This window comes from Solirubrobacter soli DSM 22325, from assembly GCF_000423665.1.
GTDB classification, from domain to species: domain Bacteria; phylum Actinomycetota; class Thermoleophilia; order Solirubrobacterales; family Solirubrobacteraceae; genus Solirubrobacter; species Solirubrobacter soli.
In genome coordinates, this window is sequence record NZ_AUIK01000016.1 from 213,431 (window position 1) to 240,414 (window position 26,984).

A 26,984-nucleotide genomic window follows, 5' to 3' on the forward strand; every position below is an offset into this window, starting at 1 on the left:
CATGCAGATCCATGAACATCTCGGCCACGCCAGCCTCGCCGGCTGGCGCAAGACCGTCGCCGACGTCGTTGCCCCGCGCCTGCCGATCGACGACGACACGGCGCGCACGATCATCGGCCTCGGCTTCTTCGCGATGTCCGTCTACTACGTGGGCGCGACGGTCGCGAAGGCCCTGCGACGCCGCTGACCCGCGCTAGACCTCGGGGCCGCCGTGGTGGCGGCCCCCGCCGTCGTGGCGGTCGCAGTCGCGGCCGCGCCGGTCGTTCACGCTCTCAGTCGTCGTCGCCGGGGCGGGGGTCGCCGCCGCGAGCTTGAGCTCGTCGTCGACGGACGTGATCCCGTGAAACGACGCTCCGAGGAGCGCCGCTCCGGCGGCAAGCGTGGCGAGGAACCCGACCCTGCGGTAAAGCATGGGCCTCAGTCAAGCGTGGGTTTCTGAAGGTTTCTCAAAGCAAACGCCTGAACCACCTAAGGGAGAGGCCGCCGCCGAGGAGGAGCAGGATGGCGGCGCCGCCCGCGAAGCCGGCAGTGACCTCGCGCGGCTCCTTCTTCATCGCGACCTCGGAGCCGAGCTTCTTGTAGACGGCGCTGAGCGCGTCGGTGTCGGCGGCCGTGAAGGCCTCGCCCCCGGAGCGGGAAGCGATCTGCTCGAGCGTGGAAGTGTCGGGCGGGACGGCGTCGCCGTTGGGCAGGGTGCCCGAGGCGGTGCCGAGCGCGACGGTGTAGATCGGGATCTTCAGCTTCTTGGCCTGGTCGGCGACCGGGAGGGGGTCGCGGCCGTGGGTCTCCTTGCCGTCGGACAGCAGGACGATCGCGCCCGGAGCCTTCTTGCCCGCAGTCTGGATCATCTGCAGCGAGGCGGCGAGCGCGTCGCCGGTGGCGGTGCCGCCGCTCGGCTTCATCGCCTCCTTCAATGCCTCACGCAGCACGGCGCGGTCGGTGGTCGGGGACTGGACGGCCTCGGCGACGTTGTCGAAGACGACCCCGCCGACCCGCACCCGCTTCGGGACCTTGTCGAGGAAGGCCTCGCCGGCGTCGAGGGCGGCGGTCAGGCGCGAGGGCGCGACGTCGGTCGCCGCCATCGAGCCGGAGTGGTCCATGGCGAGCACGATCGTCGCCTGCTCGGCGGGAACGGCGACGCTCACCTGCGGCCGCGCCAACGCGCCGATCAGGGCGGCGATCGCCAGCCATGCGAGCGCGAGCGGGAAGTGGCGGCGCCAGCCCGGCCGGCGCGGCACGACGCTCGCCGACGTCGCGGGCGCGGCGAAGGCGGCCGCGGCACGGCGGCGGCGCTTCTCCGCACCCACATACGCCCACGCCAGGAACGGCAGCAGCGCGAGACCGAGCAGGAGCCAAGGGGACTGGAACGTCATCGGGGAGCCTCCGCGTCGCCGAGGGAGCTGCGGCGCATCATGGCGTCGCGTTCGCCGGGCGCTCGGCGAGGGTCACGTTCACCGTCTGCGCGGAGCCGCCGCGCGTCACCTTGACGGCCACGGACTCGCCGGGGCGCTTGTCCTGGATCGCCGCGGCGACGTCGTCCGGCGAAGCGACCTTCTTGCCGCCCACCGACGTGATCACGTCACCGACCTGCAAGCCGGCGCTCGCGGCGGGCCCGCCGGCGCTCACGGCCGCGACCGTGACCTTGCCGGAGTCCCCGGACGTCGACACGCCCAGGTACGCGCGCTTGATCGTCTCACCGCGCTCGAGCCGCGGGATCACGTCGCGGACGGTGTTGGACGGGACCGCGAAGCCGATCCCCACGCTGCCGCCCGACTGCGACGCGATCTGCGAGTTGACGCCGATGACGCGGCCGGAGGCGTCGAGCAGCGGACCGCCCGAGTTGCCCGGGTTGATCGGGGCGTCGGTCTGGATCACGGAGTCGATCTGGAAGCCGTCCGGCGCCTGGATGTGACGGCCGGTCCCGGAGACGATGCCCGCGGTGGTCGTCTGGGAGAGCCCGAACGGCGAACCGATCGCCACCGCGAGCTGGCCGGTCTTGACGGCGCTCGAGTCGGCCAGCGCCAGCGGCTTCAGCGTCCGCGAGGTCGAGACCTTCACGACCGCGAGGTCCGAGGAGCGATCGACGCCCGCCACGCGGCCGGAGACCGTGTCGTCGTCGGCGAACTGCACCTGCACCGTCGATTCGGAACCGACGACGTGGGCGTTGGTGACGATCGTGCCGTCGGCCTTGACGACGAAGCCCGTCCCCGACCCGTCCGAGGTCTTGATCGACACGACGGAGTTGCGCGCGGCGGCGTAGATCGCCGCGACGTCCCCGGTCTGCTTGGCGCCGACCAGCGCGGGGCCGGGAGCGACCGCGGCGGTCTTCGTCCCGTCGTCGCCCACCCACCCGAGAGCGAACGCGCCGCCACCCACGAGCACCGCGGACACGAGCCCGCCGGCCAGCGCGGACGTGAAGCGCCCGCTGCGGCGGGGCGGTACGGAGGGCGGCAGCGGTGGCAGCGGTTCGGTACGAGCCTCCACGACGGGCTCGTGCGGGCGGGCCCGGCGACCGTCGGTGGGATCGCCGTCGAGCCAGAGCAGGGGATCGGTCATATGCACCGAGACTGAAAGGCGCACCGTCAGATCCGCATAAGCCCCGAACCGCCGCTTACGTCGCATTTATACGTCGCACGGGGCTGCCTTGAGAAACCGAAACCAGGGTGCTTGCTCATGGCCGACGAGCTCACCCCGTTCCTCCAGCAGATCGCCCGCACGCCGCTGCTCACGCCCGCTGAAGAGCTTCGGCTCTCACGCCTGGTCGAGAAGGGCGACCTCAAGGCCAAGGAGCGGATGATCGAAGCCAACCTGCGCCTCGTCGTGCACGTCGCCAAGCGCTTCCAGCACGCCGGGCACGGCCTCACCTTCGCCGACCTGATCCAGGAAGGGACGCTCGGCCTCGTCCGCGCGGTCGAGAAGTTCGACCACCGCAAGGGCTTCCGCTTCAGCACCTACGCGACGATCTGGATCCGCCAGGCGATCGGCCGCGCGATCGGTGACAAGGGCCGTGCGATCCGCATTCCCGAGCAGGTGGGCCAGCGCCTGCGGGCGCTGGAGCGCGAGGAGCGCAAGCTCGCCGCCGAGCTGGGCCGCGACCCGCTGCCGTCCGAGCTCGCCGAGGCGACCGAGGCGACGCTCCCGGAGGTCATCGAGCTGCAGCAGCTGCGCCGCTCGACGATCTCGCTCGACGAGCCCGTGGGCTCCGACGACGACGGCGCGAGCCTCGGCGACCTGCTGCCCGATCAGAGTGTCTACGACCCCGACGTCGCGCTCCTCGCCGAGGACGTGCACAAGGCGCTCGCGCATCTTCCGGCGCGCGAACGGCGGGTGATCGAGACCCGCTACGGCCTCTCGGGCGCGAAGCCGTCGACGCCGTCCGAGACCGCCAAGGCCCTACGCCTCAGACCGCGTGACATCCGCCACCTCGAGGAGCTGGCGCTCAGGCGCCTGCGCGCCGCGCCGGAGCTCGCCGCGGCGTAGCTGAGGGCGACGCCGGCGAGACCCCACAGCGCCAGTGTCGCCAGCGGGGCGAAGAGCGAGGCCGCCGGGAAGTACACGGCGTCGCGGAACGCGGTCACGCCCGCGCCGACCGGCAGCGCCTGGCCGATCTCGCGCCAGAAGCCGGGCAGCAGCTCGGGCGCCGCGAGGCCGCCCGAGGACGGGTTGCCGAGCACGACGAAGAGCAGGATCGCGATGCCGGTCCCGGCGATCCCGAGCCACGCCTGCAGCGCGGTGGTGACCGCGCCGACGCTCGTCACGACCAGGGCGCCGAGGAGTGCAAGTCCGAGCCACGGACCGCCGAGCGGCAACGCCATCAGCGCGCCGCCGAGCCCCACGAGCAGGCCGACGACGCTCAGCGCGCCGAGCCGCAGCGCGACCCGGCCGCGCGTGCCGAACGTCATCCCGAACAGCGTCGCGCCGAGATAGCCCGCGATGACCCACCCGATCACGGTGTAGGTGCCGATCAGGCCGCGGTTGTCGCCGCCGGCGAGTGCGTGGGTGGTCGCGAGCTGGGCCTTGCCGGGCAGGACCTCCTGCTCGAGGAGCGTGGCGATGGCCGAGGACGCCGCGGGGGCGGTGGTGAGCGTCAGGTCGCCGTTCGCGACGGTCAGCGCGCCGTACGCCTCGCGGCGGTCGATCGCGCGCAGCGGGTCATCGGTGCGGACGACCGCGATCGCGGGCGAGCGGTCGAGCTCGGTCGCGACGTTCGCGGGCACGTCGCGTCCGACCGCGAGTGGCACCTCGTGCGGGGTCGGGTCGTGCAGTGCAGCGGAGTAGGAGGCGATGAACGCGAGCGAGACGGTGACGATCGCGAGGCTGACGAGGATGATCTTGCGCATACCCACAGGGTCGACCCGGCGAGGGCGTGCATCGTCGGCAAGCGCGCCGAACCTCAGGGTCGTAAGTTGTGCACCGTGCACAACGACGTTCTGCGCCGGATCATCGAGCGGATCTCGCTCGACGACCTCGCGGCCGGTCTGCAGCGCCGGCTCGAGGAGCTGCCCGCGTTCCGCGACTTCGAGTCCGACCAGACCGCGGCCGTCCTACGGTCCAACGTCGACCAGTTCGTGCGCTGGCTGCTCGACGGCACGCCACCCGACGTGGAGCAGCTCGAAGGCCCGATCCGCGCCCGCCTGAGCGAGGGCATGACGATGGAGGACGGGCTGCTGATCTACCGCACCGCCGCGCAGGCGGGCTGGGACGCGCTCGTCGCCGCCGCCGACGACGACGAGCGCCTCGCGCTGCTCAGCGGCGCCGACGTCCTGTTCGGCTACATGAACGCGGTCACCGACGTCTTCCACCGAGCGGGCGTCCCGACCGCCGAGCAACGCGCCCACGAGCAGCTCGAACGCGCGCTCGCGAGCGACGGAGCGTTCACGCCGTTCGTCGCGGTGCTGGAGGACGGCGGCGCGGGCGGGCATGCCGCGCTCGCCGCCGAGCTGCGCCGGGAGGGGGCGATCGCGGTCGCCGAAGGCGCGCGGACGGCGGGCCTGCTGCGGGGCGACGTGACGTGGCCGGCCGCCGCACTGGTCGCGCTGGGGGAGCCGCGCGGCGGCGGGGCGGAGCCCGCGGGATGCCTCGCCGCGGCGGCCCCGTCGGACGGCCGCGGCGCGGGGCCGGAGCCCGCGGGCGGCCTCGCCGCGGCGCTCGACGAGCTCCGCGCGCTCGCGGACATCGCCCGCGGGCGGCGCGGCATCGTCCGCCCCGCCGAGTACCTCCCCGAACTGCTGCTGCACGCGTCGCCGCGCTACGCCCGCGCGCTCGTCGAGCGCGTCTACGGCCCGCTGACCGACGAGCTCGCGCGCACACTCCAAGCGCTCGTCGAGCACGGCTTCGACAAGTCCGCCGCGGCCGCCGCGCTGCCGGTCCATCGCAACACGCTCAACTACCGCGTCGCCCGGATCGAGGAGCGCACGGGGCTCGATCTGAACGCGCCAAGGGATCGCGGTCTCGCCTGGCTGGCGAGCCTCGCCTGATAAGACCTGGCCATGGCCCAACTCAGCGATCTCACCGAGCTGCTCTCCAAGCCCAACCACGCCGTCCTCGCGACGATCAACGCGGACGGCTCCGTCCACAGCACGATCATCTGGATCGACGTCGAGGGCGAGAACGTCACGTTCAACAGCGCCCGCGGCCGCGTGTGGCCGACGAACCTCGCCCGCGAGCCGCGCGCGACGCTGACGCTCCTCAACCAGGAGAACCCGTACGAGTACGCCGTGATCACGGGCTCCGCGGTCGAGGTCGACGCGGGCGAGGAAGCCGACAAGCAGATGGACGTCCTCGCGCAGAAGTACATCAACCAGGACACCTACCCGTGGCGCTCGCCCGGCGAGGTGCGGGTCAAGTTCCACCTCGCGCCGTCGAAGATCCGCCACGTCAAGGCCTGATTGGACGACCTTTCGATCAAGTTCCCCGATGCCGCGGCAGGCCAGGCATGAGCGCCGAAACAGAGCGTCATGCCTCGTCTCCTGCTCGCGGTGTTGATCGCGATGCTCGTCGTTCCCGGCGCCGCCCAAGCCGCCTTCACCGATCCCTTCGACACGCTTGACGCGCAACGGTGGGCGGTCGGCGAGCACCAGCTCGGCCGGAGCACGCTGACCGCGGCGAACGTGACGGTGGCGAACGGCGCGCTCGGGCTCGCGCTCCCGGGTGGGACGACCGACGGCGGCGAGATCCGCAGCACCGCGACCTTCGCCTCCGGCACGGCCACCGCCCGGCTGCAGGCGCCGAACGCCCCGAGCTCGATCACCGGCTTCTTCCTCTACGCGCCGCCCGACTATGCGTCGGAGATCGACATCGAGCTCTACAACGACCCGCGCGGCCTCGTCATGTTCACCACCTACGCCGGCGGCCGCCAGACCCACACCGAGACCCGCTCACTCGGCTTCGACCCTACGACCGCCCTTCATGACTACGAGATCGCCTGGGGCAAGGGCAAGGTCACGTTCCGCGTCGACGGCGTCGCCCTGCGCACGTGGTCGACGGGCGTCCCGAAGGCGCCGATGAACCTCTTCGCCAACGCGTGGTTCCCGGCGTGGCTCGACGGGCTCGCCCCAGTCGACAGCCGCACCGCGCTCTTCGACGAGATCCGCATGCGCTGATCAGCAGACGACGATCAGGTGGAAGGACGGGCGCAGCGGCGTGAAGAACGACCCCTTCTCGTCGCGCACGAAGACCGTGACGATCCGCGGATTGCTCGCGCGGCTCTGGACGTCCAGGAACACCGGTGACAGGTTGCCGGCGCGCCGGGTCTGGCCGGGCGTTGCGCTGTAGACGCATTGCGACACGTCCTGCTGGAAGCCGACGTCGTAGATCACGCCGCCGCCGACCTGATCGATCTTGCGCGTCAGCGACTGGTCGACGCCGACCGACTGCGCGCTGGAGACGGTGCCGTCGGGGTCGACAGCGGCGGTGAAGATCGGGTTGCTCAGCTTCCGGTTGGTGACCACCCGGTCGGCGAGTTGGCTGGAGCTGCGGATCAGGATGCCCTGGGCGACGGCGGTGCCGCCGGTCGCGACGATCAGGGCCAGGACCGCGACTATCAGTGCGGCGGAGGGACGTCGATTCATGGCAGATACCACGCTGCCGCCGACGTCCCGATTCCCGCGGTACCCCCCGCCGCTCCCTACACCGTGGGCGCGGTGACGTTCAGGAAGAGCCCGTCGACCGCGTGCTCGTGGCCGGCGGGCACCTGCACCCACGAGCCCGCGGGGGCGAAGACCTCCTCCGCGCCGTGGGTGAGGACGAGGTCGCCCTCGAGCGCGAAGTAGCTCGCGAGGCCGTGGACGCGGCGCGGCTCGGTCGCGCCGCGCTCGCGGGTGACGCGCAGCACGGCGAGGTCGGCCAGCAGCGTCACGCCCTCGGCGATCTCCTCACCGGTCGCGACGTGGGCCTCGTCGATCGAGCGGCCGCCGTCGGCGGGCGGGTCGTGCTGGTCGTAGGCGAGCGGATCGCCGTCGCGGATCGAGCGCATGTAGTCCGCGAAGCGGCTGCCCGGCGCGTGGAAGTTCAGGTAGCGCATGTCGGTGTCACTCGCGTTGCGGAAGCCGTGCACGACGTCCGGCGGCACCCACGCGAGCGAGCCGGAGGTCACCGGCACCTGGCGGTCCTCGGCGCCGAGGCGCACCGTCAGCTCGCCCTCCAACACGTAGAAGAAGTCCGTGTGATGGTGGTGCACGTGCAGGTCCGCGCCCTCCATCCCCGGACCGAAACGCGACAACGTCGCGTGTACCGGATCGCGGTCGGACAGGATCTCCACCCGCCGCCCCGGTTTGTCGCCGACGACCTCGCCCCCGCCGGGCGGAATCACAGTCAGGCCCATTGGGCGGAGACTACGGGTTCCGCGATCCGCCACGCGGGCGGGAACCAGGCGGTGAAGTCCTCCGGGCGTTCGTCAAGCCAGCGGGACAGTTCGTCGAGCGCGATAAAGCGCCATTCGACGACCTCGTCCGGGTTCGGGACCGGGTTGTCGGCGACGGTCGTGACCAGCAGGTGGTCGAGCTCGTTCTCGACAAGATCCTTGATCTCCGCGCGGTAGCGGTAGACGCCCGCGGGCTGCAACTCGCCGCAGGTCATCCCGAGCTCCTCGAAGAGCCGTCGGCGCGCGGCGTCCGGGACGCTCTCGCCCGGCCGGGGATGGCCGCAGGCGGTGTTGGTCCACAGCCCGCCGGAGTGATATTTGGACAGTGCGCGGCGCTGGAGCAGCAGCTCGCCGGCCGCGTTGAAGGCGAAGACGGAGAACGCGCGATGCAGCGTTCCCGCACGGTGGACGGCCAGCTTCTCGCCCTCGCCCAGGGCGGCGTCCGCCTCGTCGATGAGCACCACGTTCTCGATCACGGCGAGAGACGCTATCCATTCCGGATTCTCATACGACGCTCATTTTGTCGTATGGTCCCGCCTCTACACCGTTTTCCGACCTGAGGGGGAAGGAAGTGAGGGGAACGCGAGCCTTGGTACTCGGGGCGCTGTTCGCTGTGGCGCTGCCGGCGGGGGCACAGGCGGCCGACCCGCCGCCCGGCGCGGCGATCTCGTCGAATCTGGAGTACGTGGCGCGGATCGCCGAGGCGAACGGGATCACCGAGGGCAAGTTCGACGAGGTGCGCGGGAAGGACGTCCTGGTCATCACCGGGCGTTTCGGCTTCAAGACGTACGACGTGGAGGACCCGGCGAAGCCGAAGCTCCTCGACGAGTTCATCCCGGCCGACCTGGCCGCGGGTGGCTACTGGCAGAACGAGGACATGGAGCTCGACACCAAGCGCAAGCTGATCATCGGCGCGCTCGATCCTCGCCACACCGACAACCCGGTGGGCGCGTGCCCGGCGGGCGGGAGCACGGCGAACCCGAACTGCCGCAGCGGGTTCTACGTCATCTCCTACGCGAACCCGTCGGACATGAAGCAGATCGGGAACTTCGTCCCGCTGCCGTCCGGGCACACGTCGAGCTGCATCCAGGACTGCAAGTACATCTGGACCGGCGGCCCGGCCCGGCGCAGCGACATGCTCAACCTCGGGCCGATCCTGAGCCCGACGGCGCCCGCGCCGTACACGTTCAACCGCCTCGTGGGTGACGGGCGGCCGATCTGGGTCACCGACCTCACGAACCCGGCCAAGCCCGAGGTGTCCGACCAGCCGGTCGACATCTGGCGCAACGACGGCTACACGGACTACTCGCACGACGTCGACGAGGACGACGAGGGCATCGCGTGGGTGAGCGGGCGCGGCGGCGTGCGTGGTTACGCCACGTCGGGCTGGCATCGCGACCCGTACACGAACCGTGACCGCAAGGCCACGCCGTTCGAGCCGGTCCTGGTCGCCGGCGGCGGCGTCGCCGGCACCGCGCAGCCGGTGATGCTGATGCACAACTCCGGTCGTCCCACCGACGGCTCGGTGCGCGCCTCCGGCATCAAGAAGGGCAACGTGCTCGTGGGCACCGAGGAGGAGTTCACGCGCCCGTGCGAGGCCTCCGGCAAGATCGTGTTCTCGGACCTGACGGACTCGTGGGGCGGCGAGCCGGCATCGCAGTCGACGCTGGCCGCGCCATACCGGATGAAGGCGCTCGACACCTTCCATCCGTTCATCGACACGCCCGAGACCGCCAACCCGGCCGCGGGCTGCTCGGCCCACTACTTCGAGATCGAAGGGCCGATGCTGGGCGCCGGCTGGTACGGCCAGGGTCTGCGCCTCGTCGACATCTCCAACGCGCGTGACGTGCGCCAGGTCGGCTACTACCGCGTCACCGGGACCTCGACCGACAACCCGTCCTCGAACTCCTGGGACATGGCGTTCCGGACCGACAAGCGCAAGGGCGATCTCGTCTACCTGTTCGACATGAGCCGCGGCGTCGAGGTGCTGCGGATCAAGAAGGGCGCGTACCACTCGAAGGCCATGAAGGCCGTGACCGCGCCGAGCGTGAAGCAGGACAAGTTCGCCGCGCAGCCGGTGGGCGCGCTGGATGCGTCGCTGACCGCCAACGGCGACACGGCGTTCATCTGCCCGCTCTTCCTGTGAAATAACGGCAAGCAGGGGGGCTGCCGCCCCCCCGCACCCCCCCGCAGCGGGACCCTCGTCGGCGCGTCGCGCGGGCGCGGGTCCCGCCTGAGGTGGCACACTGCGGAGCGCGATGCCCCAGCCCTCCGAGGAGACCGCTCCCGTCGGTCCGCGCCCGCCGCGCGAGTCGGTCGCGGCGATGCGCATCCACGCGCCGACCGAGCGCAACCCGAAGCTCGGCCGCTTCCTCGAGGCGGCCAACGCCAACGACAAGCTCAAGGCGCGCTGGCTCGGCCAGCAGGTGACCGCCGACCGGCTGGAGATGTCCGACCACTCCTGGGTCCACCTCCAGATCGTGCTCAACCGCGCGCTGCACCTCTTCCGCATCCTGCACCGGTCCGGGCTGAAGGCCTCGATCGAGACCGACTACGCGATGTCACACAAGGACGCGGAGGTGGTGATCGCCGGCGGCTGCCTGCTGCACGACCTCGGCATGTCGATCCACCGCAACGGCCACGAGGAGTTCAGCCTCTTCCTCGCCGCCGACCTGCTCGACGTCCTGCTCGAGGACGTCTACGACGACCCCGAGCGGACCGTGGTCGCGTCGGAGATCCTGCACTCGATCATCGGCCACCGCAAGGACGGGCGGCCGCTGACCTTCGAGGCCGGCGTCGTCCGCGTCGCCGACGCGCTCGACATGGAGCACGGCCGCTCGCGCGTGAACGTCGAGACGTCGCTGGCCAACATCCACTCGCTCTCCAGTGCCGCGATCGAAGAGGTGCGGATCGTGCCCGGCGAGCAGCGCGCGGTCCGCGTCGAGATCCAGATGAACAACTCGGCCGGCATCTTCCAGGTCGACTCGCTGCTGGCCAACAAGCTGCGCGGGTCGGGGCTCGAGTCCCACGTCGAGGTCGTCGCCCGGATCGACGCCGAGCACGAGAAGCGCCTGCTGCGCGTCTACCAGATCTAACCTGGACGGTATGACCGTCGCCGTCGCCTTCGAGAACACCTTCGAGCGCGAGCTCGAGGGCCTGTACGAGCCCTGGAGCGCGACGCCCGCCCCGGCGCCGCGGCTGCTCGTGGTCAACGAGGACCTGGCGCGCGAGCTCGGGATCGACCCGGCCGCGCTGACCCCCGACGCGCTGACCGGCGACGGCGTCGCGATGGCCTACTCGGGGCATCAGTTCGGCGGCTTCTCACCGCGGCTGGGCGACGGGCGGGCGCTGCTGCTGGGCGAGATCGTCGACGTGCACGGCCGCCGCCGCGACCTCCATCTGAAGGGCTCGGGCCGGACGCCGTTCGCCCGCGGCGGCGACGGCAAGGCCGTGGTCGGGCCGATGCTGCGCGAGTACGTGGTCGGCGAGGCGATGCATGCGCTCGGCATCCCGACCACGCGCGCGCTCGCCGTGTTCGCGACCGGCGAGCAGGTCGCGCGCGACACGCTCCTGCCCGGCGCGGTGCTCGCGCGGGTCGCCGCCAGCCACATCCGCGTCGGGACGTTCCAGTACGTGACCTTGCGGCGCGACCCGGAGCTCCTGCGGCGCCTGGCCGACTACACGATCGCCCGCCACTACCCGGGCGCCACGTACCTCGAGTTCTACGAGCAGGTCGTCGGCGCCCAGGCCGCGCTGATCGCGCAGTGGATGCTCGTCGGCTTCATCCACGGCGTCATGAACACGGACAACATGGCGATCTCGGGCGAGACGATCGACTACGGCCCGTGCGCGTTCATGGACGCGTTCGACCCGGACACGGTCTTCAGCTCGATCGACCACGGCGGCCGCTACGCCTATGGCAACCAGCCGCACATCGCGCAGTGGAACCTCGCGCGGCTGGCCGAGACGCTGCTGCCGCTGCTCGACGCCGATCAGGCGGTGGCCGTCGAGCGTGCCACCGACGTCCTGAACACCTTCCCGGATGCGTATCGCGACGCCTACGCGCGCGGCATGCGCGCCAAGCTCGGCGTCGAGGCCGACCTCGGCGGCGAGTTGATCGAGCTGCTCGGCGGCGTCGACTACACGACGTTCTTCCGCGCGCTCGCGACCTCGCTGCGCCGTGACGGGGACCCCGCGCGGGCGCTGTTCGACGACCCGTCGGCCTACGACGCGTGGCGGGAACGCTGGCTCGCCGCGCAGCCCGACGCCGACGCGATGGACCGCGTGAACCCCGTCTACATCCCGCGCAATCACCTCGTCGAGGAGGCGCTGACGGCGGCCACGAACGACGATCTCGCGCCGTTGCACCGCCTGATGGAGGTGCTCACGAGCCCGTACGACGAACGCGCGGGCTTCGAGCGCTACGCCGAACCGGCGCCCTCCACGTTCGGTCCCTTCCAGACCTTCTGCGGCACCTGACGAGCGCTCGCTAGCCTGAGAGGCACCGTGTCCACGATCACCGGAAACGCGGTCGTGGAGAGCGGGCGGGTCCTCGAAGAGGCGGCGCGCCGGCGGACCTTCGCGATCATCTCGCACCCCGACGCCGGCAAGACGACGCTCACCGAGAAGCTGCTGCTGTACGCCGGTGCGGTGGCGGAGGCCGGGTCGGTCACGGCGCGCAAGGGGCGGCGCGCGTCGACGTCTGACTGGATGGAGCTCGAGCAGCGTCGCGGGATCTCCGTGAGCTCGACCGTGCTGCGCTTCGAGCACGGCGGGGTCGTCTTCAACCTGCTCGACACCCCGGGCCACAAGGACTTCTCCGAGGACACGCTGCGGGTGCTGGCCGCCGTCGACGCGGCCGTGATCCTGATCGACGCCGCGCGCGGCGTCGAGCCGCAGACCGAGCAGCTCTTCCGGGTCGCGCGGGCGCGCGGCATCCCGCTGATCGCGTTCGTGAACAAGTACGACCGGCCCGGCATGGAGCCGCTGGAGATGGTCGACCACCTGACCGAGCGGCTCGAGTTGCCGCTGACGCCGTTGACGTGGCCGGTCGGCATCCCAGGTTCGTTCCACGGCGTGATCGACCGCCGCGACGAGACGTTCCACCAGTTCGAGCGGGTGACCGGCGGCAGCGCGATCGCGATCGAGCGCGTCGTCTCCGCCCGCGGCCAGGCTGACGAGGAGGCCGAGGCCGCGTGGACGGTCGCCGACGAGGAGCTCGAGCTGGTCTCCGAGGTGGGCGAGAAGTTCGACGCCGAGGCGTTCGGCCGGGGCGAGCTGATCCCGCTGCTGTTCGGCTCCGCCGCGTGGAACTTCGGTATCGGCCTGCTGCTGGACACGCTGAGCGAGCTCGCCCCGTCGCCGCGTCCGCGCCCGCTGAGCGACGGAACGCTGCGCGCCATCGACGAGCCGTTCGCCGCGCTCGTCTTCAAGGTGCAGGCCAACATGGACCCGCGCCACCGCGACCGCGTGGCGTTCATGCGGATCTCCTCCGGACGCTTCGAGCGCGGGATGCGGGTGGACAACGCGCGCACCGGCCGCACGCTCGCGCTGAGCTTCGCGCACGAGGTCTTCGGCGCCGAGCGCTCGTCGCTGGACGAGGCGTTCCCGGGCGACGTCGTGGGCGTCGTCATCGGCGGCGACGTGCGGGTGGGGGACACGCTGCACGTCGGCCCGCCGGTGCGCTTCCCGTCGATCCCGACGCTCACGCCCGAGTCCTTCGTGACGATCTCCAACCGCGACGTGAGCCGGTTCAAGCAGTTCCGCCGCGGCCTGGAGCAGCTCGACCAGGAGGGCGTCGTCCACGTGCTGCGTCGCGAGCACGTCCAGGACCCGGTGCCCGTGCTGGCGGGCGTCGGGCCGATGCAGTTCGAGGTGGCGGTCGAACGGATGCGGACCGAGTTCGGTGCCGAGGTGTCGACCAAGCCGCTCCCGTGGACGGCCGCCCGCCGCACCGACGCCGAGGGGGCGGCGAAGGTGCTGGCCGACCTCGGCCAGACCGACGTCTACGTCCGGGCCGACGGCACGCAGCTCGCGGTCTTCGCCAACCGCTTCGCGCTGGAGCGCTTCGCGCAGGCCAACCCGACCGTGCGCCTGGAGCGCCTGATCGGCGCCGACGAACCGCTGTAGAGTCGCGCCATGGAAGTCGGCTCCGGCGCCTGGTGCTGGTTCGCCGATCCGCGGGCGGTGACGGTCGGCGATGTCACGTTCGTCGGTTGGATCGACGGCGCGGGCGACGTGCGGGTGGCGCGCGTCGACGGCGACCTCGTCACGACCTCGCTGCTGCACCACGGCCTTGGCGTCGACGATCACGACAACCCAGCGCTGCTGCTGCGCGCCGACGGGCGCCTCCAGGTCTTCTACTCGGGCCACGGCGGTCCCGAGCTGTACTTCCGCCTCGGTGACGGGGTGCACTGGGAGGCCGAGCGGCGCCTGGGCACCAACACACCCGGCAACCGCGGCTACACCTACCCGAACCCGGTACAGCAGACGGACGGGCGCATCCACCTGTTCTGGCGCGGCGGCGACTGGAACCCGGCCTTCTCCACCTCGGCGGACGGGCTCGACTGGTCCCCCGCCGCGACCTTGATCCGCGTGCCGCGACAGCGGCCGTACGTGAAGGTCGCCGGAGACGGGCGGGACACGATCCACGTCGCGTTCACCGACGGGCATCCGCGCGAGACCCACACGAGCCTGTACTACGCCCGCTCGACGGGCGGCGCGTGGTATCGCGCCGGCGGCAAGCGCATCCCGGCGCCGCCGTTCACCCCCGCCGACGCGGACCGCATCCACCACGGCGACCGTGCGTGGGTCCACGACGTCGCCTTCGACGCCGACGGGCACCCACGCGTCGTCTACGCCGTGTTCCGCTCGCCCACCGACCACCGCTACCGCCATGCGCGGTGGACCGGCAGCGCGTGGGAGGACCGTCAGCTCACACCCGCCGGCGGGTACTTCGACGAGGACGGGGCCGAGCAGCAGTACTCGGGTGGCATCGTCTTCGACCACGACGACCCGGACGTCGTCACCTCTCACGACCGATCGGCGCGCAGTGGGAGATCGAGCGCTGGCATGGCCCGGCGTGGACGCACGCTCCGGTCACGTCGAACTCGGCCGAGAAGAACGTGCGCCCCGTGGTCGCCCGCGGCGGCGGCCCGCTGTTGTGGATGCGCGGGGCCTACCTCAACTACCGCCGCTACCGGACCGCGATCACGCGCTATTGAGGCGGGAGCGCATGCCGGTGGCGGCGCGGTCGAAGATCGCGCGGTCGTGCGTGAGTTGGAAGTGCTGGTTGGCGAGCGAGCCGAGGGCGTCGAACTCGAAGGCGAGCTGGGCGGGGTCGAGTGACGGGTCGAGCTCGCCCGCCTCCTGCGCCTTACGGATCTCACGCTCGATGAACGCGTCGAACTGGCGCATGTTCTCGCCGATGACCTCGCGGACGGGGTTGTCGGGCCGGCTGTCGAACTCGGCCTGGATGTTGCAGAAGAAGCACCCGCCCGAGAAGACCTCGGCGCGGAAGTAGCGCAGCCAGTCCTCGAGCAGCGCCTCGAGGCGGGCACGGCCGCGGGGGAGGTGCCGCGACGGGCGGACGACGTGGTCGACGAAGCGCCGGCGGGCGGCGTCGATCGTCGCCAGCTGCAGCTCCTCCTTGGAGCCGAAGTGGGCGAAGAGGCCGCTCTTGCTCATGTTCAGCTCGGTCGCGAGGCGGCCGATCGTCAGGCCCTCGAGGCCTTCGACGGAGGCGAGGTCGGCGGCGGCCTGGAGGATCGACTCGCGGGTCGCGTTGCCGCGCCGCTTGCGGCCGTCGGGGTCGTCGGCGACCTCGGGTTCGGCGCGGGCGAGGGCTTCGAGCGATTCGGCGTCCATTTGCGGACGAGAAATTAGCACGATCGTTCGATTGTGTGATACAAAGCACGACCGATCGTGCTTTTAGTTGCTGACACCACACCGCGGCGAGCAGAGAACGTGCTCGCGGTCGCGGCCGGCGCGGCCTTCCTCGCGCTGCTGGACACCACGGTCGCGAATCTCGCGGTCGCCGACGTGCAGACCGACTTCGCCGGGACGTCGGTCCACGGAGCAACCTGGATCATCACCATCTACGCCGTCGTCTTCGCGGCGCTGCTCGCGCCCGCGGGGCGGGTCGCGGACGCGGTCGGACGGCGCAAGCTGTTCGTCGCCGGGGTGGGCGGCTTCACGGTGTTCAGCGCGTTGTGCGCGCTCGCGCCGAGCCTGCCGACGCTGCTGATCGCGCGCGGGCTGCAGGGCGCCGCCGCCGCGGCGATGATCCCCGCCTCGCTGGCGGTCGTGCTCGCCGACACGCCGCCGGAGCGGCGGGCGAAGGCGATCGGCGCGTGGAGCGCCGCGGGCGCTCTGGCCGCCGCGGCCGGGCCGGCGCTCGGCGGCGTGCTCGTCGACCAGATCGGCTGGCGGGCGCTGTTCATCATCAACGTCCCGTTCGGGGTCGCGATCCTCCTCGGGGCGCGGCTGATCCCCGCCGGCGGGGCGCGCGGCGGCCTGCCGGACGCGGTCGGGACCGTGCTGCTGGGCGTGGGTGTCGGTGCGGCCGCTCTGGGCATCTCACAGGGCGAGTCGTGGGGGTGGAGCGACCCGCTCACGCTGATCGCGATCGTCGGGGGCGTGGGTGCGGTCGCGCTCGCGATCCTCCGCTCCCGCCATCACCCGCGTCCCGCGTTGGAGACCGGGCTGTGGCGCTCGCGGGCGTTCGCCACCGCGAATGTGGCATCGCTGCTCTACGGCGCCGCGCTGTTCCCCTGGATGCTCGTCGGCGTCCTGGTGCAGGTGACGCTGTGGGACTACTCGCCCCTGCAGGCGGGGCTGGGGATGACGCCGGGCGCGATCGTCGCGGCCGTCATCGCCGTGCTGGCCGCGCGGCGGACGCCGCGGCCGATCATCCTCGGCGGCGCCGTCCTGCTCGCCGCCGCGGGGGCGATCCTCACCCTCTGGCTGCCCGCGGAGCCGAACTTCCTCGGGTTCTGGCTGCCTGTCGGCGTGCTGATCGGCGCGGGCATGGGAGCGATCACGACGGGCGTCTCGACCGCCGCGGCGCTGTCGGTCACGCCGGAGCGCTTCGCCGCCGCGGTCGGCTTGAACTCCGCGGCGCGTCAGGTGGGCGGCGCGCTCGGCGTCGCGGCGCTGGCGGGACTAATCGGTACTGACATGGCGTCATTCAAGGACATCTACCTGTTTTGCACACTCGCGACGCTCGGCGTCGCCATCACCGGGAGCCGGCTATGAAGATCGAGATCACGATGGAGGAGATCCTCGAGGATCTCTGTCACCCAGGGCTCCCGCCAGGGCGCTGGAACGTGCCGGGTCAGAGCCCGAACTCGGCGCGGAACTCCTCCGGCACGAGCTCGGCGTACTCGGGGTGGCGCGAGATGTATCCGTTGGCGAACGGGCAGAACGGGAGCACTGCCGTTCCGGCGGTCCGCGCCTCGTCCAGGACGGCCGCGATCAGCTGAGACGCGAGCCCCCGCCCTTCGAAGCGTGTGTCGATCTCGGTGTGGATCAACGCGATCAGACCCTCGCGACGGCGATACTGCACGAAACCGGCGAGCTCGTCGTCGACGCGGATCTCATAGCGGTGCTGGTCCGGGTTGTCGGTGATCACGACGGCTGACCCTACCGTCGCAAAGGAGGAGCAGATGGCCAGGACTCCGCAGGAGGTCTTCGCCCACCACGCCGAGGTGCTGATCGGGGGCGATCTCGAGGGGATCGTCAGCGACTACGCCGACGACGCGGTCTTCATCACGCCCGCGGGTGTGCTGCGCGGGAAGGACGGGGTGCGCGAAGGCTTCACGAAGCTGCTCGCCGACGTCCCGAACGCCGAATGGGACGTCCCGACGCAGATCTTCGAGGGCGACGTGCTGTTCATCGAGTGGTCCGCGAAGGCCGCCAACTCCCGCGTCGAGGACGGAATCGACACCTTCGTCTTCCGCGACGGCGAGATCGTCGTGCAGACCGTCCGGTACACGTTGATCACCTGAACATCATTTAAGGTTTGGCGAGCGCGCCATCTGGACACTTCGCGCGGCGAGATGATGAGGCCCCTCCTCGCCGCGCTGGGCGCGCTCGCCGCCCTCGCCGTCGCCGCTCCCCAGGCTCGCGCCGCCTGCCCCGACAAGCCGCTGGACCGGACGTTCCTCCCGTGGCTCGACCCCGCCTTCTACCAAGAGGCGCCCGACAGCGGCTTCGAGATCGGCGGGACCTGGACCCTCGCCGGCGGCGCTGCCGTCGTCGACGGCAACCAGCCGTACCTCTCCGGCTCGAAGTCCCTTGCGTTGCCTGCGGGCTCGTCGGCGACCACCGCGCCGATCTGCGTCACCGTCGCCCACCCGACGATCCGCTTCTTCGCCCGCAACACCGGCGCCGCTCTGGCCCCGCTCACGGTCACCGTGAAGTTCAAGACGCTCTTGGGCCTGTCGGTGGAGCTGCCGGTCGGCGTTCTCATGGGCGGCGATCAGTGGCAGCCCACGCTGCCGCTGCTGCTCGTCGGCAACCTGTTGTCCGACGAGGTCCGCTTCACGTTCAGTGCCGCGCCCGGGAGCGAGTGGCAGATCGACGACGTCTACGTCGATCCGTACAGCAAGGGCTGAGGGGGCGTGGCATCGGTGGGCGGCATGGCGTTTTGAGGCCGTGCCGGTATTCGGGGAACGGCCTAGCACTGAGGGAGGGGGAGCGCTGCTGCGCCCTGGCCTGATCGGTCGTGCCGCCGTCCAGCGCGGCGCCTGGCCGTGCTGACTCGCCGCGCCGTGCCTTGACGAAGTCAAGTTACGGTCCACGGAGACCGTGCGAGATCGGTTGTGATCACTTTCGCCGGTGGTGGCGCTTCTCGACCGAAACCGCACTGTTCGACGTGGCACGTTCGTGGGGGTGTTCGACGTTCCGCCCCCGTACAGGGGCGAAACGTTCGCCACCCCCCCTCGGAGTGCAGATGGACGTTCCTTGGGCCGATAGGGGTGTCCAGTAGACGCGCGGGACGAAGGCTCGAGCACCCGCCGGCTCTCTGCCCCTCCCCCTCAGTGCTAGGCCGTTCCCCGAATACCGGCACGGCCACGCAACCACGCGACCGCCCACCGATGCCACGCGAGATCGTTTGCGCTCGCTTTCGGCGGCCACGGCGCTTCTCGACCGAAACCGCACTGTTCGAGCTGGCACGTTGATAGGGGTGTTCGACGTTTCGCCCCCGTACAGGGGCGAAACGTACGCCACCCCCTCGGAGTGCAGATGGACGTTCCTCACGCCGATAGGGGTGTCCAGTAGACGCGCGGGACGAAGGCCCGAGCACCCGCCGGCTCTCTGCCCCCTCCCCCCTCAGTGCTAGGCCGTTTCCCGAATACCGGCACGGCCACACAACCACGCGACCGCCCACCGATGCCACGCCCCTACGAACGCACACGCAACGCCAGCAACGCCAAATCGTCGCGCGGCGGGCCTTCGGCCTCGGCCTCCGCGGTCTCGGCGAGGTGGGCGACGATGCCCGCCGCGTCGAGGCGGTGGGCGCCTGCGACGGTGCGGTCGAGGTGGGCGCGCGACCAGACCTTCGGGGCGGTGACCTCGGTGAGGCCGTCGGTGTAGAGGACGAGGGCGTCGCCCCGTGCGAGGTGGGTGACGCGGTCCTCGAGGTCGACGTCCTCCAGGACGCCGAGCAGGGTGCCGGTCATGCCGATCTCCTCGACCAGGCCCGTTGAGCGCAGGACGCGGGGGAGCGGGTGGCCGCCGCTGGAGACGGTGACGATCACGGAGCCGTCGGGGTGGATCTCGAAGCGGGCGATCGCCAAGGTGACGAAGCGGCCGGCGCGCTGGCGCAGCATCGCGGCGTTGAGCCAGCGCAGGATGCCGGCGGGGGAGCGGTTGCGCATGACGGCGGCGCGGATCGTGTAGCGGACCATCGCGGTCACGGCGGCGGCCTGGGCGCCCTTGCCGCAGACGTCGCCCATGACCGCGAACCACTCGTGCTCGCCGGTGGAGAAGACGTCGTAGAAGTCGCCGCCGACCTCGATGCCCTCGCCCGCGGGGCGGTAGTGGGCGGCGATCTCCAGCCCCGGGATCTCGGGGAGCTCGGGCGGGAGGAGCGACTGCTGCAGCGTCTGGGCGATCGCGGCGCGGGTGCGGTAGAGGCGGGCGTTGTCGACGGCGGCGCCGATCCGCAGCCCCAGGTCCTCGGCCAACGCGATCTCGGGCTCGGAGAAGCCGTCGCCGTAGAGGACGATCGAGCCGGCGGTGCCGTCGCGGACGAGGATCGGCACGGCGAGGATGGTCGGCCGGCCGGTCTGGACCCAGAGCCGCGGCGTGCCCCGCGCGACGACGTCCTCGAGCCCGGCGGGCGGCTCCAACCCGCCCCGGCTGGCGCCGAGCACGCGCAGCCGGCCGTCCTCGAGGAGATGGATCGCGCATCCGTCGCCGAGGGTCGACGCCGCGAGCCGCGCGACCTCCGGCAGCGTCTCCTCGACCTCGAGCGAACGCGCCAGCGCCCGCGAGGACTCGGCGAGGAAGCGCTGCGCCTCCTCCGCCTGCTTGATCTCGGTGATGTCCTCGATGACGCTGATCGCCAGCCGCGCGCCGCCGTTCTCGAGCACGGGGGACGCCTTGACCCGCGACCAGCGCGACTCGCCGGGGTGGCGCACGACCAGCGGGTCCGCCGGTGCGCCCCTGAACACGCGCCGGCCGGGGAGCAGGTCGGCGGGGATGCCGAGCCGCGAGCCGAGCTCGTCCGCCCCGCCCAGCAGCCGCGCCGCGGCGGCGTTGACGTACACCAGGTGCCCGTCGGGGTCCTCGGCCGCGACCGCGTCGGCGACGCCTTCGAGGATCGCCCGCAGCTCGGCCGACGTGCGCCGCATCAGCTCCTCCAGGCGCAGGTTCTCGAGTGACACCGCGGCCTGCGCGGCGAGGTGTTCGAGCAGATCGCGCTCGACGGCCGAGAACGGGTTCCCGGTGCGCGCGACGGCCAGCACATGACCGCGCCCGACCGCGATCGCCAACGCCCCGTCGCGCTGCACGCCCAGCGCGAGCTCCGCGGCGGCCAACGCCCCCGAGTCGCCGATCGTCAACCGCGGGGTCAGGACCCCCTCGTCGTCCAGCGCGCTCAACTGCCCGCACTCGGCCTGCAGCGCCTCGATCGTCGTCGTCAGCAGCATCCGCTCCAGGGCCGCGCGATCCTCCACGGGCGACTCCGACTCACCCGCCTGCAACCGCCCGGCCTGGCGCCGCAGGTCCTCGGCGCGCGCGTCCAGCGCGCGGGTGGACCGCCGGAACGCGCGCTCCAAGGCCAGCTCGTGCGCGATCCGCCCGCTCCGCTCGCGCGCGATCAACCCGAGCAGCGCCCCCGGCGCGATCGCCAGCAGGTACGCGTGCTCGTGGACCTGTGAGGCCAGCACGGCGAGGAACCCGATCGGCGCCAAAGAGGCATCGATCACGTAGACGAGCGCCAGCACCGGCGCGAGCTCGGAGGGCGAGATCCCGGAGCCGAGCCACTCGCGCAGCGTCGAGGCGGCGAAGTCGAAGCACAGCTGCGCCGCCAGCGCGAGCAGCAGGATGCCCCAGGCCGCGTCGACCGCGTTGCCGTCGGAGAACGCGGCGATGATCAGCGCCGCGCCGATCGAGTACCAGCCGTCGGCGATGACCACGAGCAGCCGCTCGGGGTGCGCGCGGCGCCGGAACAGTTCGGGCAGCTCGCCCAGCAACGCCCCGATCGCGACCAGAAGCGGCACCGCCGCCGCCGGGGTGAGGAAGAGCATCGGCACGAAGACGAGCTCGGTCGGGCGGATCAGCCCCGGCCCGAGCTGGAAGCGCACCCGCCGCATCAGCGCGTAACAGACGGTCAGCAGCACCGTGCTGGTGACATCGTCGGCCGCGGGCGCGAGCACGGCCATCACGACGGCGACCGCGATGAACAGCCCGGCGGCCGCGCTCTCCACCCGCCGCTCGCGCGGTGCCAGGCGCCGCGACACCGCGGGCCGGCGCCGTTCGAGCAGCGCTTCGGCGACCGCGGCTGCGGCGCCGACGGCGACCGTCGGCTTCTTCAAAGCCGCACCCATGCAGGGAGTATCCGGATCCGGACACCGGAGCTCGCCGGTTGTCAGCGCGCAGACGATTCTCAGAGGGTTGCGCTCGACCCCGCGTGGAACGCGTCGTCCTTGACCCCGAACCAATGCGAGAGGATCAGCCGGGCAGCCGGCGCCGCGGTCTCAGCCCCAAAGCCGCCTTTCTCGACTGTCACCACGACGACGATCGGGCGCTTGGGGTCGTTGACGAAGCAGACGTACCAGGCCTGGTCCGGGTTCGGCGCGCGCTCGGCGGTGCCGGTCTTGCCGTAGACGCGGTAGCGCTTCGGGAAGCCCTTGAAGACGTCGGCCGACGTCCCGCCCTGCTGGTTGGCCGCGCGGTAGAGCCCGTCGAGCACGGCCTGGCGGTCGTCCGGGTCGAGCTTGATGTGGCGTCTCGGGTCGGCGGGGATGCCGTGGATCGGGAACCCGTTGCCGTCCTCCACGGTCATCCCGAGGTGCGGTTTGACGATCGTGCCGTCGTTGGCGATCGCGCTGTAGGCGACGGCGAGCTGCAGCGGCGTCGCCTGCAGGTCGCCCTGGCCCACGGCGAGGTTGACGTTGTCGCCGGGCGTCCACGGCTTGTCGATCCCGTCGCACTTCAGGAAGGCCGCCCACGTGCCCGCGGTCAGGTGCGCCTTCTCCACGCACGCGAGGTACGCCTTGTAGCCCGCGGTGCGCCACTTGGCGTCCGGGACGAGCCCCGCCTGCTCGCCCGGCAGGTCGATCCCCGTCTTGTGCCCGAATCCGAACCGCGCCGCCCAGCGCTGGATCAGGTTGTCGTGGTCGTCGGCCGCGGCACCGAGCTGGAAGAAGAAGATGTCCGAGGAGACCTTCAGCGCGTCCGAGACGTCGATCGTGCCGAAGCTCGCTTTGCCGGCGTTCTGGTAGTGCTGCGTGCCGAGGTCCCAGCTGCCCGAGTCGTCGATCGTCGTGTCCGCGTCGATCAGCCCGCCGGACAGCGCGGCGAACGCCGTGATCGGCTTGAACGTCGACCCGGTCGGATACGCGGACTCCGTCGCGCGGTTCACCAGCGGCGCGTCCGTGGCCTGCGACGTCAGCTCCCGGTAGGTCTGCTGCGAGAACGGCTTGGCCAGCCTGCTCGCGTCGAAGCTGGGGGAGGACCCCATGCCGTAGATCGCCCCGTCGCGCGGATCCATCGCCAGCCACGCGCCCGCGCGGGTCGGGTTCTTGGAGGCCTGCATCGCCCGGGCCAGCGCCGAGTCCCCCGCCTTCTGCAGCCCGAGGTCGAGCGTCAGCTGCAGCCGCTCGCCCTGCTTGGGCTCGGTCGTCCGCACGCCCGCCTGCTCGTCGAGCCGGCCGTTGGCGTCGACGGTCACGCGGCTGGACCCGTCCACCCCGCGCAGGACGTCGTCGTAGTGCCGCTCGAGCCCGCTCGTCCCCTTGCGCGTGCTCTGCGAGACGGTCCCGAACAGCTGCGCCGCCAGCGACCCGTGCGGGTAGTCGCGCACGTACGCGTCGGTGATGACGACGCCCGGGAACTCCTCCGGCCGCTCGCGCATGTAGTCGAACTCGGCGCGCGGGACGTCGGTGCGGATGGTGATGTTCGCGTACGGCGCCTCCGCGAGCCCCCGGATCACCCGCTCGTGCACGGTCTCCGGCTTGATCTCGAGGACCCGCCCGATCCGCCGGTAGAGCTCGTCGTCGCCGGTCAGGGGCGGGATCGGCACCGGCGGCGCCGCGCTCGCCGCCTTGCGCAGCCGCCTCGCCTCCACCCGCTCCGCGCGCGTCGAACGGCGCCCGTCGTCACGCAGCTGGCGCTCGAGCGCCTTGCTGCGCGTCTCGGCGTCGACCCGCACGCGTTCGGCGGCGGAGAGCGCGTCGTGGTAGTCCTGGCCCTGCTTGCGCTCCGCCTTCGGCAGGGTGGACGGGACGATCTGCACGACCGCCGCCCGCCGCGTGGTCACGAGCTTGTGGTTGCCGCGGTCGACGATGTCACCGCGCGGCGCCTCGATCGGCAGCACGCGCCGGCCGTTGTCGCGGGCGAGCGCGACGAAGCGGCTCCCCGAGAGGACCTGCAGCGACCAGAGCCGGAAGAAGACGGTCGCGAACAGCACGAACGCGATCGCCCCGAGCACGGCGACCCGCCACGCGAGCTGCGGCGTGATCGGCGGGATCCGTTCGTCCATCGGCTAGGAGTTGCCCCTCACGCCGTTTCTGTGACGCCGGCGCGCACCGCCTCCACCCGGTTGCGCACACCGAGCCGCACGTAGATCTCGCGCAGGTGGAACTTCACGGTGTTGCGGAGATGAACAGCCGCTCGGCGATCTCGTCGTTGGAGCGGCCGAGCGCGACCTGCTCGAGCACCTCGCGCTGGCGCTCGGAGAGCAGCTCCGGCTCCTCGAGATGCTCGATGAAGCCGCGCGGGTAGACGACGTGGCCGTCGAGCACGTCGCGCAGGATGCGGACCGCCTCGCTCGAGTGGGCGGCCAGCGGGATCACCCCGTTGACCGCGTGGCGGACGAGCGCGCGGGCGGTCGGGCCGTCGAGGTCGCCCAGCAGGGCGATGATCGGCACCTCCGGCCAGTCGGCGCGGGCGGCGGCCAACCCGTCGTGGGAGACCACGACGGCGGCGGGCGCGCCTGGTCCGGTGACATCGAATCCGGCCTCGCTCAGGAGACGGCTGAACGCCTCGGCGATCAAGGTGTCAGGGAGGCCGATGAGAATCCGTTCGCTCTCGGGCACGGGTCGAACCTAGTGATCCGACATGAACCGGAGAACAGACCATCGGCCTCCCCACATGAGGATCAGCCCGCGAGGCTGATCTTCGCCGCGGTCACCTTGGAGGAGACCCGCATCACCTTCACGGTGTGGTTGGTCGCGATCGTGCGCGTGTCATGGCCGACGACCTTGGTGTGGTCGAGCAGCCGGATCGCGATCCTCGCGTGCTTGTCCGACGAGGAGACCTTGACCTCGAGCCAGCGCGTCTTGTGCACGCGGGCGATCAGGGCGCGGTCGAGCTTGGTCTTCTCGGTCTTGGCCGGCTTTCCGCTCAGGACGGCGTCGGCCGCGGGGGCGCCCATCGTCGCGATCGCCTGGGCGGTCGACGGCGTGTCGGTGCTGGGGCCCACGCTCGGGGTGGCGGGCGCGGGGCCGGTGCTCGGCGGCGGGGTCGGGTCGGCGGTCGCCGTCGAGAAGTCCACGTCGCGGCTGCGCAGCAGACCCTCGTCGATGTACTCGGCGATCACGTTGACCTTGTCGCCGTTGGAGTCGAAGACCTCGAGCGCCGCGTTGCCGTTCCTGTCGAGCGCCGCGCAACGGACGCTCGGGTCGATCTGGCTCGGGGTCGGGACCTGCGCGGTGTTGACCGCGAAGGCGGTGCTGCCGGTGCCGACCGTGCCGCTGAACAGCCGGTAGGAGTCGGCGTCGTGGTTGACGTAGAAGCACACCCGCTCACCCGCGAACGCCGTGCCGTCGACGTCCTGCCCGTGGGCGACGAGGATGCGCGCGTTGGCGTTCTCCGCCCCGGCGCCCTTCGTGTACACGTGCAGCGACTTGTCGAACAGGTTGGGGACGGTCTTGGTGACCGGCACCGAGGGCATCGCCGGGTAGTCGACCGGCTGGCCCGGGTACTTCGCGGTCGCGGTGATCGCGGCCGTGCCGATCGTCGGGATGCCCTGCAGGTCGCAGCCGCGGTTGGCGTTGTGGATCGCCGCGGGCAGCGCGTCGTAGTAGAAGCCGCCGGAATACGGCTTGAACTCGACCTGTGCCTCGCCGTGCTCGTCGGTGAAGAGGGCCACGTCGCGGTCGCCGGACGGGGTCGTGCGAGGCGTGTCCCAGCTCCCGCCGCCGGGGAACGCGACGGTGCGGTTGCACGTCGTCGGGGTCGGGACGTTCGTGCGCAGCGGGATCGTGCTCCAGTCGGTGTACTTGCCGAAGTAGTTCAGCCCGAAGTCGTTCTGGACCAGCCAGTCGGTGCCCGACGAGTCCTCGCCCGCGGCGGTCGCCGGGACGTACTGCTGGTAGTACGGCGCGTACAGGTTGTGCGGCTTGGACGAGCCGGTGCCGTCGCGGCTGTCGACGACGGCCTTGCTCACGCCGAGCAGCGATCCGGCGCCGTCGATCTGGCCCGGCGTGTTGGGGGCGATCTCGATGTCGACGCGCGCGGCGGGCATCGGGGCGTCGTCGGCGGTCAGCTGGCCGTCGGACAGCAACGTGTTCGGCCGTGCAGGGTCGAACGGCCCGACGACGTTGTTGACGCTGTCGCCGAAGACGCGGCTGAACGGTCCGTTCATCGTTCCGCCGTTGCAGTCGTCGACCTGGTCGATCAGCGCCTTGGGATCGACGCCGCTCGTGCAGAAGCCCGGGACGTGCGTGTCGGGCGTGGGCGAGCTCGTGTCATGGATGTCCCACAGCGTCGACGGGTCGTCGACCTGCGTGTCCGACGTCGTGGCGAGCGCCTTGGCCAGCGCGGGCCAGTCGGTCGGGAGCGTGTACTTGCCGCCGGGCGCGGCCGGGTCGGTGAACGTCCCGGCCTCCTTGACGTCGAGCCGGTTGGTCGTCGGCACCGCGGTCAGCGACGGCGTGCCCAACTGCATCCAGATCGCCAGGAACTGGTGCTCGAAGAGCTCGTCGTGCAGCTTGTTGTCGCTGAACGCCTTGAGCTTGATGCGCGCCAGCCCGTCCTTGAGCGAGACCACGTTGACCCGCAGGCAGTCGCCGATGTGCGCGATGCTCGGGTTGAACACGCTGACGTTGTCGACGTCGCCGTTGGTGAACGACTCCACCGACACCGCCACCTGATCGGGATCGACGTGCTCGAGGATCGGCGAGCACGTCATCAGCCGCAGCTGCGTTCCCGCCCAGGCGGTGTACGGGATGTTCGTCGCCTGCAGGTCCGGCGGCGTGGGCTTGGCCTGAGCGGCACCCGTGCCGGCCAGTACAGCGGCGGCGCCGATGCCGAGCGCGAGGCCCAGGCGCCTTGCTGAATTCGTCAATGCTCCTCCTTTGTGAGCACTGGCGGGCACCATCCGTCTGCGGTGCCCTTTGCGTCGTTCAGGTTCTCGGGTCTCAGGGTTCGCTCGCGACGGCCTCACGGG

General features: G+C 71.4%; 24 protein-coding genes and 1 pseudogene. 13 read left to right on the forward strand and 12 right to left on the reverse strand.

All coding sequences use genetic code 11. The features are described from left to right. Position 1: 1 nt before the first annotated feature. Positions 2-187 (forward strand): hypothetical protein, encoded by a 186-nt coding sequence (locus tag G569_RS0113080; RefSeq protein WP_028063735.1) that lies wholly within the window; start codon positions 2-4, stop codon positions 185-187. A gap of 6 nt (positions 188-193) precedes the next feature. Here the strand turns inward: G569_RS0113080 and G569_RS0113085 are convergent, their stop codons facing one another. From G569_RS0113085 to G569_RS48035, 3 genes are read right to left on the reverse strand one after another with little or no spacing between them, the layout of a single operon-like run. Continuing rightward, positions 194-412, reverse strand: coding sequence for a hypothetical protein (locus G569_RS0113085; RefSeq protein ID WP_028063736.1), 219 nt, complete (start codon positions 410-412; stop codon positions 194-196). A 34-nt stretch (positions 413-446) separates the two neighbouring features. Then, positions 447-1,373: a VWA domain-containing protein gene (locus G569_RS0113090; RefSeq protein ID WP_028063737.1), complete on the reverse strand. Its 927-nt coding sequence runs from the start codon at positions 1,371-1,373 to the stop codon at positions 447-449. Between the two features lie 37 nt (positions 1,374-1,410). Continuing rightward, positions 1,411-2,556, reverse strand: coding sequence for a S1C family serine protease (locus tag G569_RS48035; protein ID WP_053226293.1), 1,146 nt, complete (start codon positions 2,554-2,556; stop codon positions 1,411-1,413). 117 nt (positions 2,557-2,673) lie between these two features. Between G569_RS48035 and G569_RS63785 the strand changes: the two genes are divergently transcribed. The 4 genes from G569_RS63785 to G569_RS0113120 all read left to right on the forward strand — a co-directional run bounded on the left by G569_RS63785 (position 2,674) and on the right by G569_RS0113120 (position 6,602). Continuing rightward, a complete protein-coding gene (locus G569_RS63785) occupies positions 2,674-3,480 on the forward strand; it encodes a sigma-70 family RNA polymerase sigma factor (protein WP_169542135.1) in 807 nt (268 codons plus the stop codon). A 935-nt stretch (positions 3,481-4,415) separates the two neighbouring features. After that, positions 4,416-5,477 carry a PucR family transcriptional regulator gene (locus tag G569_RS0113110; RefSeq protein WP_028063738.1) on the forward strand — a complete coding sequence of 354 codons (1,062 nt, stop codon included), beginning with the start codon at positions 4,416-4,418 and terminating at the stop codon, positions 5,475-5,477. 12 nt (positions 5,478-5,489) lie between these two features. Continuing rightward, complete coding sequence (locus G569_RS0113115) at positions 5,490-5,888, forward strand: PPOX class F420-dependent oxidoreductase (protein ID WP_028063739.1); 399 nt, start codon at positions 5,490-5,492, stop codon at positions 5,886-5,888. Between the two features lie 69 nt (positions 5,889-5,957). Then, entirely contained in the window at positions 5,958-6,602 is a 645-nt protein-coding gene (locus G569_RS0113120; protein ID WP_028063740.1) for a glycoside hydrolase family 16 protein, read from the forward strand. On the opposite strand, the gene G569_RS0113125 is transcribed toward G569_RS0113120, so the two are convergent. Genes G569_RS0113125 through idi form a run of 3 tightly spaced genes read right to left on the reverse strand, consistent with a single transcriptional unit; the run spans position 6,603 to position 8,337 of the window. After that, positions 6,603-7,070, reverse strand: a complete 468-nt coding sequence (locus G569_RS0113125) for a hypothetical protein (RefSeq protein WP_028063741.1) — start codon at positions 7,068-7,070, stop codon at positions 6,603-6,605. A gap of 56 nt (positions 7,071-7,126) precedes the next feature. Further along, positions 7,127-7,822, reverse strand: coding sequence for a cupin domain-containing protein (locus tag G569_RS48050; protein WP_037496292.1), 696 nt, complete (start codon positions 7,820-7,822; stop codon positions 7,127-7,129). Beyond that, the gene (gene idi, locus G569_RS48055) at positions 7,813-8,337 is read right to left on the reverse strand and encodes an isopentenyl-diphosphate Delta-isomerase (RefSeq protein WP_053226295.1); all 525 of its coding nucleotides are present in this window, start codon (positions 8,335-8,337) and stop codon (positions 7,813-7,815) included. The genes G569_RS48050 and idi overlap by 10 nt, the downstream gene beginning before the upstream one ends. 95 nt (positions 8,338-8,432) lie before the next feature. On the opposite strand from idi, the gene G569_RS48060 reads away from it, so the two are divergent. From G569_RS48060 to G569_RS64560, 5 genes and pseudogenes are all read left to right on the forward strand, one after another. Then, entirely contained in the window at positions 8,433-10,007 is a 1,575-nt protein-coding gene (locus tag G569_RS48060) for an LVIVD repeat-containing protein (RefSeq protein WP_157592002.1), read from the forward strand. A 112-nt stretch (positions 10,008-10,119) separates the two neighbouring features. Further along, entirely contained in the window at positions 10,120-10,956 is an 837-nt protein-coding gene (locus G569_RS0113145) for an HD domain-containing protein (protein ID WP_053226297.1), read from the forward strand. A gap of 10 nt (positions 10,957-10,966) precedes the next feature. Further along, positions 10,967-12,340, forward strand: coding sequence for a protein adenylyltransferase SelO (locus G569_RS0113150; protein ID WP_028063743.1), 1,374 nt, complete (start codon positions 10,967-10,969; stop codon positions 12,338-12,340). 27 nt (positions 12,341-12,367) lie between these two features. Beyond that, the gene (locus G569_RS0113155; RefSeq protein WP_053226298.1) at positions 12,368-13,990 is read left to right on the forward strand and encodes a peptide chain release factor 3; all 1,623 of its coding nucleotides are present in this window, start codon (positions 12,368-12,370) and stop codon (positions 13,988-13,990) included. 9 nt (positions 13,991-13,999) lie between these two features. After that, positions 14,000-14,788 (forward strand): annotated as a pseudogene (locus G569_RS64560) (BNR-4 repeat-containing protein); the annotation flags it as partial. A 282-nt stretch (positions 14,789-15,070) separates the two neighbouring features. On the opposite strand, the gene G569_RS66335 reads toward G569_RS64560, so the two are convergent. Further along, on the reverse strand, positions 15,071-15,727 hold the full coding sequence (locus G569_RS66335; protein ID WP_037496295.1) for a TetR/AcrR family transcriptional regulator: 657 nt from the start codon (positions 15,725-15,727) through the stop codon (positions 15,071-15,073). A gap of 99 nt (positions 15,728-15,826) precedes the next feature. On the opposite strand from G569_RS66335, the gene G569_RS48070 reads away from it, so the two are divergent. Continuing rightward, positions 15,827-17,116, forward strand: coding sequence for an MFS transporter (locus G569_RS48070; RefSeq protein WP_053226299.1), 1,290 nt, complete (start codon positions 15,827-15,829; stop codon positions 17,114-17,116). Between the two features lie 79 nt (positions 17,117-17,195). Here the strand turns inward: G569_RS48070 and G569_RS0113175 are convergent, their stop codons facing one another. Then, positions 17,196-17,492, reverse strand: coding sequence for a GNAT family N-acetyltransferase (locus G569_RS0113175; RefSeq protein WP_028063746.1), 297 nt, complete (start codon positions 17,490-17,492; stop codon positions 17,196-17,198). Between the two features lie 34 nt (positions 17,493-17,526). On the opposite strand from G569_RS0113175, the gene G569_RS0113180 reads away from it, so the two are divergent. Beyond that, the gene (locus tag G569_RS0113180) at positions 17,527-17,868 is read left to right on the forward strand and encodes a nuclear transport factor 2 family protein (RefSeq protein WP_028063747.1); all 342 of its coding nucleotides are present in this window, start codon (positions 17,527-17,529) and stop codon (positions 17,866-17,868) included. A 51-nt stretch (positions 17,869-17,919) separates the two neighbouring features. Beyond that, the gene (locus G569_RS0113185) at positions 17,920-18,477 is read left to right on the forward strand and encodes a hypothetical protein (protein ID WP_028063748.1); all 558 of its coding nucleotides are present in this window, start codon (positions 17,920-17,922) and stop codon (positions 18,475-18,477) included. A 789-nt stretch (positions 18,478-19,266) separates the two neighbouring features. Here G569_RS0113185 and G569_RS57855 read toward each other — a convergent pair. The 4 genes from G569_RS57855 to G569_RS0113210 form a co-directional block, all read right to left on the reverse strand. Continuing rightward, the gene (locus G569_RS57855) at positions 19,267-21,918 is read right to left on the reverse strand and encodes a SpoIIE family protein phosphatase (RefSeq protein ID WP_157592004.1); all 2,652 of its coding nucleotides are present in this window, start codon (positions 21,916-21,918) and stop codon (positions 19,267-19,269) included. Between the two features lie 59 nt (positions 21,919-21,977). Then, on the reverse strand, positions 21,978-24,074 hold the full coding sequence (locus G569_RS0113195; RefSeq protein ID WP_028063749.1) for a penicillin-binding transpeptidase domain-containing protein: 2,097 nt from the start codon (positions 24,072-24,074) through the stop codon (positions 21,978-21,980). Between the two features lie 103 nt (positions 24,075-24,177). Beyond that, positions 24,178-24,630, reverse strand: coding sequence for a LuxR C-terminal-related transcriptional regulator (locus G569_RS0113205; RefSeq protein WP_028063750.1), 453 nt, complete (start codon positions 24,628-24,630; stop codon positions 24,178-24,180). A 62-nt stretch (positions 24,631-24,692) separates the two neighbouring features. Then, a complete protein-coding gene (locus G569_RS0113210; protein WP_028063751.1) occupies positions 24,693-26,882 on the reverse strand; it encodes a hypothetical protein in 2,190 nt (729 codons plus the stop codon). Between the last annotated feature and the right edge of the window lie 102 nt (positions 26,883-26,984).